The organism is Candidatus Binataceae bacterium (assembly GCA_035294265.1).
Lineage (GTDB): Bacteria > Desulfobacterota > Binatia > Binatales > Binataceae > DATGLK01.
Window position 1 is genome coordinate 38,241 of sequence record DATGLK010000065.1, and the last position, 10,122, is coordinate 48,362.

Consider the following 10,122-nt stretch of genomic DNA (forward strand, 5'->3'; position numbering starts at 1 on the left):
TGTGCCCACAGAATCAGGAGCCGGCGCACACTATTTGCGATAACCGTTGAGCCGGCTTAACGCGAGCGCTGCGGCCCGGGCGGAAAAGCAACACCGCGGCGATGCTTGCGGGCGGGTATGTGCAGCCGGTCGAGCAGGCGAAAGAACAGATCGCGGAATGTCTCCATCACCCACAATAGTGCCAACCCTGAGCTGATCCCGATTCCGTGCATGATTTGACGAAAATAATCGCCCCTAGGCAGTTGCTCTACTTCCAGCGGGCGTGGCGCGTTGGGCTCGCTTGCCGGTATTTCCGATGGTGACATTGCTCCACAGCCTAAATGCTCATTGGCACTGACACAAGCTCTTGGCCGCAGATACTCAACGTTTGTCGTGTCCCGCTGCTTTCCCGGCATATCCTTCCGGCTGCTTGCCACAACCGAGCGGCCTTGGATCTTAGGCGTAAGATAGGCGAAAGTGCATAGACTGAGCAATTTGTCAAGCCGGCAGTCTTGACAGTGGGTGGGATAAAGTGGGATTGTGTGGCCCATCGAGGGACGATGCGGTGTTTAGCGGTCGATTCGACCATTCGATCGATCCGAAAGGACGGGTGAGCATTCCCGCTCGCTTTCGCGAAGTCCTGCAACGCGACCAGCTCGACCGCCTCTATATCACCAACTTTATTTCCGAGGGCGAGCGTTGCTTGGTGCTGTATCCGCCCGGCGAATGGGAGCGGCTGGTGGGTCGAATCAAGCAGAAGGCCAGTTTCGAGCGCAATACGCAGCTTTTCCAAACCTTTTTTATCGGTGGTGCGCACGAGGTTCAGGTCGATGGACACGGGCGGATCCTGATTCCGCCTAAGTTGCGAGAGTTTGCAGGGCTGGATCGCGATGTCACCTTTTCGGCGATGACTGATCATTTCCAGCTGTGGGACAAGGGGACTCTGGGCCGAGTTTTAAGCGTAGCGGAGCGCAGTTTCAGCGATCCTGAGTTCTTGAAGAGTCTAGGGTTTTAATTGCTATGAACGAAGCAGCCCACAGCGAAGGCAGCCGCGCGCCACGGATTCACGAGCCGGTGATGGCGGCAGAGGTGCTTAGCTTGATGCCAGCGGGCGCGCGACGCGTGGTGGATGCCACGCTGGGCACGGGAGGGCATGCGCTGGCGCTGCTGGAACGCAATCCTCATGCCAGCTTGCTGGGGCTGGATTGGGACCGGCAAGCGCTAGCGTTGGCTGCTATTCGTCTGAAGTCCTTTGGCGCGCGAGTTACGCTGCGCCACGGCAATTTTGCCGCCATCGCCCAAGCTGTGGCGCACAGCGGGTTTGCGCTGGCCGACCTGATTGTGGCCGATTTGGGGCTGAGCAGTTTTGCGTTGGACGATCCCACCCGCGGCCTGAGCTTCATGCATGACGGGCCACTGGACATGCGAATGGACGAAAGCAGCCCGCTGCGCGCCTGCGATTTGGTCAACGAGGAGAGCGAAGCGGAATTGGCTCGAATCATATTCGAGTTAGGCGAAGAGCGGGCTGCGCGCCGTATTGCGCATGCGATTGTGGAGACGCGCCGACGGCGGCCACTGGAGAGCACCGGTGAATTGCGCTTGCTGATCGAGGGAGTATTAGGCGGGCGGAGGCGCGGCGGGGTCCATCCCGCGACTCGCACCTTTCAGGCCCTGCGCATTGCGGTCAACCGCGAACTGGAGGCGCTGGCGCAGTTTCTGGCCGCGGCACCGGACTGTTTGGCGCCCGGTGGACGCTTGGTGGTGATTGCCTACCATTCGCTGGAGGATCGGTTGGTCAAGGGCCGTTTCCATCAGCTGGCGCGAGAGGCCGGCTATCGCGAACTCTCGCGCAGGGTGATGCGGCCGCAACAGGAGGAGGTCGAGCGCAATTCGCGCTCTCGTAGCGCCCGTTTGCGCTGCTTGGAGCGCCTACATGAAGGCTCGTAGCCAGGCTCGGGGGGTGCATCGGGATGCCTAAGCCGGGATCAAGGCAGCGCCTGATCAAACCCGCCCGTCCGCCACATCGTCTGCTCCAGGCGCTGTTGGTGGTGATGGTGGTGGCGGTGGGCTTTGTTACCCTGATGGTACGGCTAGCGGTGATGCGCGAGGGTTATCGCTTGTCCGCCCTGCGTTCCGAGCAGGTCGCCATCCAGGAACGCAACCGCAACCTGCGGCTGCGCTTGGCGCAATTGACCGCGCCCGAGCGCCTACGCGCCTTGGCAATCAAGTATCGGCTTGTCCCGCCAGCTCCGGGGCAGGTGGTGGTGGTACCGTGAACGCGGGTTTTGAACGTCGCCGTTTACGGGTGGGGATGTTGACCCTGGCGCTGGCGGGCCTGTTTGCACTGATCGGCGCGCGCGTGGTCCTGTTGGTGGCGCTGGATGGTTCTCAATTAAGCTCGCTGGCCCGCAGCGAGCATCGCGAAGCGGTCACCCTGACCGCCCCGCGCGGCCCGATCGTCGATCGCTTCGGCGCGCCGCTGGCGCTCTCGGCCCAGGCCTTTTCGATTTACGCCCGGCCCGCTCGATTGCTGAGCGCGGCTTCACCGGCCGACCTGGCGCAATTGGCTCGGGCCCTGGGGCTGAGCGGGGAGCAACTTGCTGCGCGCTTGCATCACCCGGCCCGTTTCATCTGGCTTGCCCGCCGCATTCCTGCGGCACAGTCAGAGCGGATTACGGCGTTGGGTTTGCCGGGAGTGGGCGCGCTGCCCGAGTACCGGCGCTATTACCCGGAGAGCAACCTGGCCGCGAGCGTGGTGGGGCTGGCGGGTGGTGACGGGCAGGGGCTCTCCGGGTTGGAATTGCGCTTCGACCGCGTGCTGCGCGGGGATCCGGTGGCGCTGGTCGAGGACCGCGACGCGCTGGGGCATGCGATCCTGGACAGCCCGCTGGCGCTGCGCCAACCGGCACCAGGCGCGCGGCTGGTGCTCACCATTGACGCGCAGATTCAGGCCCGTGCCGAAAGCGAGCTTAGCCAGGAAGTGGCGCTTGCCGGTGCCCGCCGCGGGATCGCTCTGGTGCTCGACCCTTTCACTGGCGAAGTGCTGGCGATGGCCACGGCGCAGGCCGGTCAGCAGGCGGGTGTAGTGAACGCTTTGCGCTTGCATAATCCCGCGGTGCAAGACGTCTTCGAGCCTGGCTCGACGATTAAGGGGATCCTGGGGGCGATCGCGCTGGAGGATCGAGTGCTCGATCCCAACCGGCAGTTTTACTGCGAAAATGGGCTATGGAGCGTAGGCGGCCACGTGATTCATGACGACAGCCGCCATCAATGGCTCAATTTGGGCGGGATTTTAGAGGTGTCGTCCAATATCGGCGCGGCCAAAATCGCGCTCACTCTGGGCGCCCAGCGCTATTATCACGGCTTGCGCGCTTTTGGCTTCGGCCGGCCCACTGGGATCGACCTGCCGGGCGAGTCGGGCGGGATCGTGCGCGCGCCGGGGGGCTGGCGCGAGATCGAGCTTGCTGATCATGGCTTTGGCCAGGGGATTGCGGTGACCGCGCTGCAATTGGCCAGTGCTTACGGCGCGATCGCCAACGGCGGGGTGCAGATGCGCCCCTATGTGGTCAAGGGCGTTTATGACGCCGGTGGGCGCGCGCTGTTCATTCACAATCCGCAGCCCTTGGCGCGGGTGATTTCGCCTCAGGTCGCGCACACCATGAATCTGCTGTTGCGTAATGTGGTCGAGGGACAGGAGGGCACTGGCCGCCGCGCGCAACTAGCCGATTATCTGGTGGCGGGTAAAACCGGCACTGCGCAGATGGTCGATCCCGCCACCGGTCGCTATTTCCAGAGCCGCCTGGTCGCCTCCTTCGTCGGTTTCGCTCCGGCCGATAATCCTCGCCTGGTGATCCTGGTGGTGCTCGAGGACGTAGGACATGGTCATTTCGGGGGTGCGGTGGCTGCGCCGGTCTTTGGCGCAATCGCGCAGGCCGCGCTCAGCCATCTCAACGTTGCTTCCAGCCGGCCCGACTACAGTGATGCCAGTGTTCTGCCGGTGACCGATTTGGCGGCCGATTTGGAGCGTGATGAGCCCGTCGGCCTGGAGCCCGCCACGCCGGTGCTGGCCCGCGTGCGCGGCAGCGGCCGAGTTCCCGATTTCAGCGGTCTGGCATTGCGCGGTGCGCTGCGTCTGGCGGGCGCTAGCGGCCTCAACCTGACGATCGATGGCAGCGGTTATGTGATCGCTCAGGAGCCCGCGGCCGGCCAGGTGCCCGATGGCCCGGTCAAATTGACGCTGGCGCCATTCGCCCCGCTGGCCACGCGCACGGTGGCGCGCCGACACGAGGGCCGCCGGGGGCGTGCGTCATGAGTCTGTCCGAGCTGGTCGCCGGGCTGCCCTGCGAAATTCGCGGCCCTGACGTCGAGATTACCGGCCTGAGCCACGATTCGCGGCGAGCGGTCGCGGGGGATCTCTTTTTTGCCCTGGCGCGCGACCAACGCCAGGTTTTGGAGTATAGCCAACAAGCCTTGCGCCGTGGGGCGCGCGCGCTGGTGTGGGAGCGGAGCGAGGTGGGCGCGCGTCCCGCGGCAACCCTGGTGGAATGCGCCGGGGTGCGCCGCCTGATGGCGGCAGTGGCGGCCCGGTTTTTCAACTGGCCCAGCCGCGACTTGGATCTGATCGGAGTGACCGGGACTAGTGGCAAGACCACTTCGACCTACCTGCTGGCCTCGATCGGCGCGGCCGCCGGCGAGCGCATCGGGGTGATTGGCACCTTGGGTATTACGACTCCAGAGGGTCGAATCGACACCGCCCTGACCACCCCCGAGGCGATCGATCTGGAGGCCGCGCTGGCCCAGATGCGAGCGCAGGGGGTCAGCCGGGTAGCGGCCGAAATTTCCTCGATCGGGCTTAGCGAAGGGCGAGCCGAAGAGCTAGATTTTCGCGCCGCGCTGTTCACCAACCTGGGGCGCGATCATCTCGACTATCATGCCAGTCTTGAGGATTACTTCGCTGCCAAGCTGCATCTGTTCGAGCTTCTGAGAGCCAGTCACCGGTCCGATCCGATCGTGGTCGCGCCGCTGGACCCATGGGGGGAGAGGGTGTTGGCGCTGGCGCCGGGGCGCAAGCTGAGCTTTGCGCTGAGCCCGCCGGCGGATGTCTATCCGTTGCAAGCCAAGCTGAGCGCGCAGGGGATCGAGGCCGTGATTCAAGTGCCAGGCCGGAGCTTGGCGATAAGTTCGCCGCTGCTAGGGCAATTCAACCTGCTCAATATCCTGGGCGCGGTGGCAATGTCGGTGGCCCTGGGCATCAAGGATGAGGCCGTGGTGCAGGGGGTGCGGCGATGCCCAGGGGCCCCCGGCCGCATGGAGGTCGTGGCGCGCTCGCAGGGGGCGCTGGTGGTGGTCGATTACGCCCACAAGCCCGACGCTTTGAGCGCGGTGCTGCAAGCCTTACGCGCCTTGGCGCCGCGCCGTTTGCTATGCGTCTTCGGCTGCGGCGGCGATCGCGATCGTGGCAAACGGCCGCTGATGGGCGAAATTGCGGCTCGCCTGGCGGATTTGCCGATTCTGACCTCCGACAATCCGCGCAGCGAGGATCCGCACGCGATTATTGCCCAAGTGGAGGTGGGCTTGCGCGCTGCTGGACGCCGTCACGTCGTTCACGCGGGCGCGGGTGCCGACTACCTGGTCGAACCCGACCGACGCGCGGCGATCGCCTTGGGGCTGACATATCTGCAGCCGGGCGACATCCTGGTGATCGCGGGCAAAGGGCATGAAAACTATCAGCTGGTGGGACACACCAAGCTGCCCTTCGACGACCGCGCGGTGGTCAGGGAACTGCTTGCCCAGCGCCAGGCCAACCTGGCGTAAGGGTGATGGGGTGGTGTGGAGGTAGAGGGGGAAGGGGTGGGGTGGTGGTGAAGCGTGGAGTGCGCGCGGCCGGCAGCCTGCAAGCTGGTGCAGGGGATAACGGTGCGGTGGTTAAGGCCTCAGGCTGCTTCGGTCGCGCGCACTCCGATGTCGTGGGGAGGTCCGGCCGGTTTCGCGCGCGACGGCCTGACGGCCGACAGCCATGGTTTGGCGGCCGGTTGAGAACCAGCGGCACCCGGTGGTGGGGTAAAATCGGTTTCTCAATACCCTGCTGACCAAGGAGCGTAGCGCTGTTCGGGTGGGGCGGAGTAGGTTAGGTGGACGGATCGCAATTGATGCTCTACATCACGCTATTATCTCTTCACGGCCACCATCCGGCGCTCAACGTATTGCGCTATGTGACCTTTCGCTCGGTCATGGCCGGGCTTACTTCACTGGCGCTGTCGCTGGCCTTGGGCCCGGTGTTGATCGCCCATTTTCGTCAGGCGCATATCGGCCAGACTATCCGCGACGAAGTTCCCACCAGCCATCAAAAGAAGGCTGGTACCCCCACCATGGGCGGCCTGTTGATTCTAGCCGCCACCGTGCTCGCTACCCTGTTGCTGGCTGACTTGCGCGACCCCTATGTTTGGATTGCGATCGCGGTCACCGTCGCTTTTGGCGCAATTGGCCTGACCGATGACATGCTCAAGCTCTACCGTGGGCGGGGCAAAGGTTTGTCGGGACCGCAAAAGCTACTTTTGCAAAGCGGATGCGCGCTGGCGGCGGCCGTGGTGATCTTCGGGGTGCTGCGCTTCGACACGCATCTGACCATGCCATTCTTTAAGAACCTGCGCCCCAATCTGGGCTGGTTTTATATCCCCTTTGCGGCGGTTGTGATTGTCGGCGCCTCCAACGCGGTCAATTTGACTGACGGCCTGGACGGGCTGGCGATCGGACCGGTGATGACAGTGGCGTTTTGCTACTGGGTCTTCACCTATGCCGCGGGCAACGCCAAGTTCGCCGAGTATCTGGAGATTCCTCACATCGCGCATGTCGCCGAGCTGGCAATCTTTTGCGGCGCTTTGATCGCGGCCTCGATGGGTTTTTTGTGGTTCAATGCCTATCCGGCCTCGATGATGATGGGCGACGTGGGCGCCTTGGCGCTAGGCGCGGCGCTGGGCACGGTGGCGATTCTGGCCAAGCAGGAACTGGTACTGGTGATTGCCGGCGGGGTGTTCGTGGTCGAGGCGGCTTCCACCATCATCCAACGTTACTACTACAAGATGACCCATCGGCGGGTCTTCCGCATGGCCCCGCTTCATCATCATTTCGAGCTTGCGGGATGGCCGGAAACCGTAGTGGTAGTGCGGTTTTGGATCATCTCGATCGTGTGTGCGCTGGTTGCCTTGAGCACGCTGAAGCTGCGCTGAAATGGAGCTGCGAGGACAGCGCGTGATGGTAATCGGATGGGGGGTGACCGGCCGCGCACTGGCTACTTTTCTGGCCGCGCGCGGCGCGCGGGTGGTGGTCGCCGAGCAGCGAATGGACCAGGAGAACGAACAATTGCCGCCCGGTGTGGTGCTCCATCGCGGCCCCGAGCAGATGCATTGGTTGGACGGGGTCGAATTGGTGGTGCCCAGTCCTGGGGTGCCGCGCACCAATCGGCTGCTGCAGGAAGCGGTACGGCGCGGGCGCTTGATCGTAAGCGAGGTAGAGTTAGCGGCCCGCCTATTACCCGAGCTGGGAGTGGGGATTACCGGAACCAACGGCAAGAGCACGGTGACCACCCTGGTGGGCGAGATTTTCGCTGCCGCCGGGCGCAAGCCTTTCGTCGGCGGCAATCTGGGCACGCCGCTGATCGCGGCAGTGGATGGAGATTGGGATGCGACGGTGGTGGAGATTTCCAGTTTTCAGCTCGAATGGGTCGACCAACTGCGTCCGCGGGTAGGGGTCTACTTGAATCTCAGCGAAGATCATCTGGACCGCTATGGCGATCTTCAGGAATACGGCGCGACCAAGGCCAGGCTGTTTGCGCGCCAGCGCGCCGAGGACTGGGCGGTGCTCAATCGCGATGATCCGGCGGTGTGGGCTTTGGCCTCAAGTCTGCGTGCGCGTGTGCTGGGAGTCGGGATGCAGCGGCCGACCCAAGGCTACGGTGTGTGGCCGACTAAGGGCGGGATCGAATACGGGTTGGATGAAAACCGCCATGGCGTGTTGCGATTTGACCATACGCGCTGGCCCGGGCGCCATCAGCTCTTTAATGCGATGGCGGCGGCCGGGGCGGCGCTGGCAGCGGGACTGGAAGCGGCGCCGATCGAACGGGCCCTGGCGCAATTTCATGGCTTGCCCCATCGGCTGGAGCTAGTGCTGGAGAAGGATGGGATTAAATTCGTGGACGATTCCAAAGCCACCAACGTGGGAGCGGTGGTGGAGGCGCTGGCGGCCTTGGCTCCGCCCCTGATCGTGTTGGCGGGCGGGATCGACAAGGGGGGAGATTACGCACCCTTGCGGCCGCTGCTGGCAGAGCGCGCCAAGGCGTTGATTTTGTTTGGGGCGGCCCGCGAGAAGATGAATCGCGAGCTGAGCGGGAGCACCCGCTGTGAAGTCCGTAGCGATCTGGAACAGGCGATGCATTGTGCCTGGTCGCTTGCCCGTGCCGGGGATACTATTTTGCTCTCCCCGGCGTGTTCGAGTTTTGACCAATTTCGCAACTATGCTGAGCGTGGACGTAGGTTTAAAGAGTTGGCTGAGGCGCTTTGACAACCTGACGCAGGAGCGGCCCGATCCGTGGCTGTGGATGCCGGCCGCGGCCCTGATTGTGCTGGGCCTGCTGATGGTTCTCAATACGACCTATTTTCTGGGCTTGGAACGGCATGGGGGGCCGTTTTATTTCTTCAAGCGCCAGTTGCTCAATCTGGCCATGGGCGCAACTGTGATGACGGCCTTGGGCGAACTCTCCCTGCGCGGTTTAAAGCGTCTGGCCTTACCGCTGATGGTCGTTGCGGTGGCCCTGCTGTTGGCGGTGTGGGTTCCCGGCCTGGGCGTGGCGCGTGGGGGCGCGCGGCGATGGCTGCATCTGGGCGCCTTCCTGATCGAGCCCTCTGAGCTGCTCAAGTTGGCTACGGTGTTTTTCCTGGCGGACTACTTGGCCCCGCGCCAGGTTCAGCTTGCCAGCTCGCCGCGAGCTTTGATCGCGCCCTTCGCGATCGTCGGCGTGCTCGCCCTGCTCCTGCTCAAACAACCCGATTTTGGCGGCGCTGTGATGTTGGTGCTGCTGTTGTTCACGATGCTGTTCGTGGCCGAGGCGCGGCCCCGCCATCTCGCCATCGCCGGTGCCGGCGCGCTTTGTGCGATCGCATTCCAGGCCGCCCATAAGGCCTATCGGATGCGTCGGCTGACCGCCTTCATCGATCCCTGGCGTACCGCCCGCGGCGCAGGCTTTCAATTGACTCAATCGCTGATCGCCTTTGGTGCTGGCGGGAGCTGGGGTGTGGGCTTGGGCGCCAGCCGGCAGAAGATGTTTTATCTGCCGCAGGCCCACACCGATTTCGTCTTCGCGGTAGTGGGCGAGGAATTTGGCTGTGCGGGAGTTTTCGTGGTGCTCGCGCTGTTCCTGATCATCATGGTGCGCGGCTTACGCCTGGCACGCTTGGAGTCCGATCCCTTCGGCAGCCTGTTGGCGGTGGGTCTGACCAGCCTGATTTCGCTGCAAGCCTTCGTCAACATGGCGGTGGTGACCGGGCTGGTGCCCACGAAAGGCTTGCCGCTGCCCTTTTTAAGCTACGGTGGTACCTCGATGGTGGTGTCGATGGCGGCGCTCGGAATTCTGTTAGCGCTGGGGCGCAGGCCTGGGGTCGAATGAGGATGGTGATTTCAGGCGGCGGCACCGGCGGTCATCTGTCTCCGGCTCTGGCTTTGGGTGCGCAACTTCAACGGATGCGTCCCGAGTGCGAGCTGCTTTTCATTGGTACCCAGACTCCCCTGGACGAGCAGTTTCTGGCTCGCGGCGGCTTTCCCTATCGACTGTTGCCGGGAGCGGGAATCGCCGGCCGCAGCTTAGGCCAGCGGCTGCGCGCGCTTGGAAAATTGAGCCGCGCCACGCTGGCCGCTCGCCGTCTGCTCAAACGGTTCAAACCCGCTTTGGTGGTGGGGGTGGGTGGTTATGCCTCGATGCCGGCGGGGCTGGCGGCGCGCAGCTTGGGCATTCCGCTAGTGCTGATGGAGCAGAACACCAGACCCGGGCTGACCAATCGGCTGCTGGCGCGCTTTGCCGCGCGCATTTGCGTGGCCTTCCCGGAGAGCTTAGCGATGCTGCCGCGGGGGCGGGTGGAGGTAACCGGCAATCCC

The 10,122-nt window shown here is 63.8% G+C and carries 10 protein-coding genes; 9 read left to right on the top strand and 1 reads right to left on the bottom strand.

The window, feature by feature from the left end; genetic code table 11:
* Positions 1 to 56: 56 nt before the first annotated feature.
* Positions 57 to 305, bottom strand: a complete 249-nt coding sequence (locus VKV28_11100) for a hypothetical protein (protein HLH77342.1) — start codon at positions 303 to 305, stop codon at positions 57 to 59.
* 239 nt (positions 306 to 544) lie between these two features.
* Here VKV28_11100 and mraZ point away from each other — a divergent pair, with 239 nt between their 5' ends.
* From mraZ to VKV28_11145, 9 genes are all read left to right on the top strand, one after another.
* Positions 545 to 994 carry a division/cell wall cluster transcriptional repressor MraZ gene (gene mraZ / locus VKV28_11105; protein HLH77343.1) on the top strand — a complete coding sequence of 150 codons (450 nt, stop codon included), beginning with the start codon at positions 545 to 547 and terminating at the stop codon, positions 992 to 994.
* 5 nt (positions 995 to 999) lie between these two features.
* On the top strand, positions 1,000 to 1,926 hold the full coding sequence (gene rsmH, locus VKV28_11110; GenBank protein HLH77344.1) for a 16S rRNA (cytosine(1402)-N(4))-methyltransferase RsmH: 927 nt from the start codon (positions 1,000 to 1,002) through the stop codon (positions 1,924 to 1,926).
* Between the two features lie 23 nt (positions 1,927 to 1,949).
* Positions 1,950 to 2,255: a hypothetical protein gene (locus VKV28_11115; GenBank protein ID HLH77345.1), complete on the top strand. Its 306-nt coding sequence runs from the start codon at positions 1,950 to 1,952 to the stop codon at positions 2,253 to 2,255.
* Complete coding sequence (locus tag VKV28_11120) at positions 2,252 to 4,291, top strand: penicillin-binding protein (GenBank protein HLH77346.1); 2,040 nt, start codon at positions 2,252 to 2,254, stop codon at positions 4,289 to 4,291. The genes VKV28_11115 and VKV28_11120 overlap by 4 nt, the downstream gene beginning before the upstream one ends.
* Entirely contained in the window at positions 4,288 to 5,793 is a 1,506-nt protein-coding gene (locus VKV28_11125) for a UDP-N-acetylmuramoyl-L-alanyl-D-glutamate--2,6-diaminopimelate ligase (GenBank protein HLH77347.1), read from the top strand. Before VKV28_11120 ends, VKV28_11125 begins: the two co-directional genes overlap by 4 nt.
* 317 nt (positions 5,794 to 6,110) lie before the next feature.
* Positions 6,111 to 7,205: a phospho-N-acetylmuramoyl-pentapeptide-transferase gene (gene mraY / locus VKV28_11130; protein HLH77348.1), complete on the top strand. Its 1,095-nt coding sequence runs from the start codon at positions 6,111 to 6,113 to the stop codon at positions 7,203 to 7,205.
* Between the two features lies 1 nt (position 7,206).
* On the top strand, positions 7,207 to 8,535 hold the full coding sequence (gene murD, locus VKV28_11135; protein HLH77349.1) for a UDP-N-acetylmuramoyl-L-alanine--D-glutamate ligase: 1,329 nt from the start codon (positions 7,207 to 7,209) through the stop codon (positions 8,533 to 8,535).
* On the top strand, positions 8,498 to 9,637 hold the full coding sequence (ftsW, locus tag VKV28_11140; GenBank protein HLH77350.1) for a putative lipid II flippase FtsW: 1,140 nt from the start codon (positions 8,498 to 8,500) through the stop codon (positions 9,635 to 9,637). The genes murD and ftsW overlap by 38 nt, the downstream gene beginning before the upstream one ends.
* A gap of 2 nt (positions 9,638 to 9,639) precedes the next feature.
* On the top strand, positions 9,640 to 10,122 hold a 483-nt coding region (locus VKV28_11145), incomplete at its 3' end, for a UDP-N-acetylglucosamine--N-acetylmuramyl-(pentapeptide) pyrophosphoryl-undecaprenol N-acetylglucosamine transferase (protein ID HLH77351.1).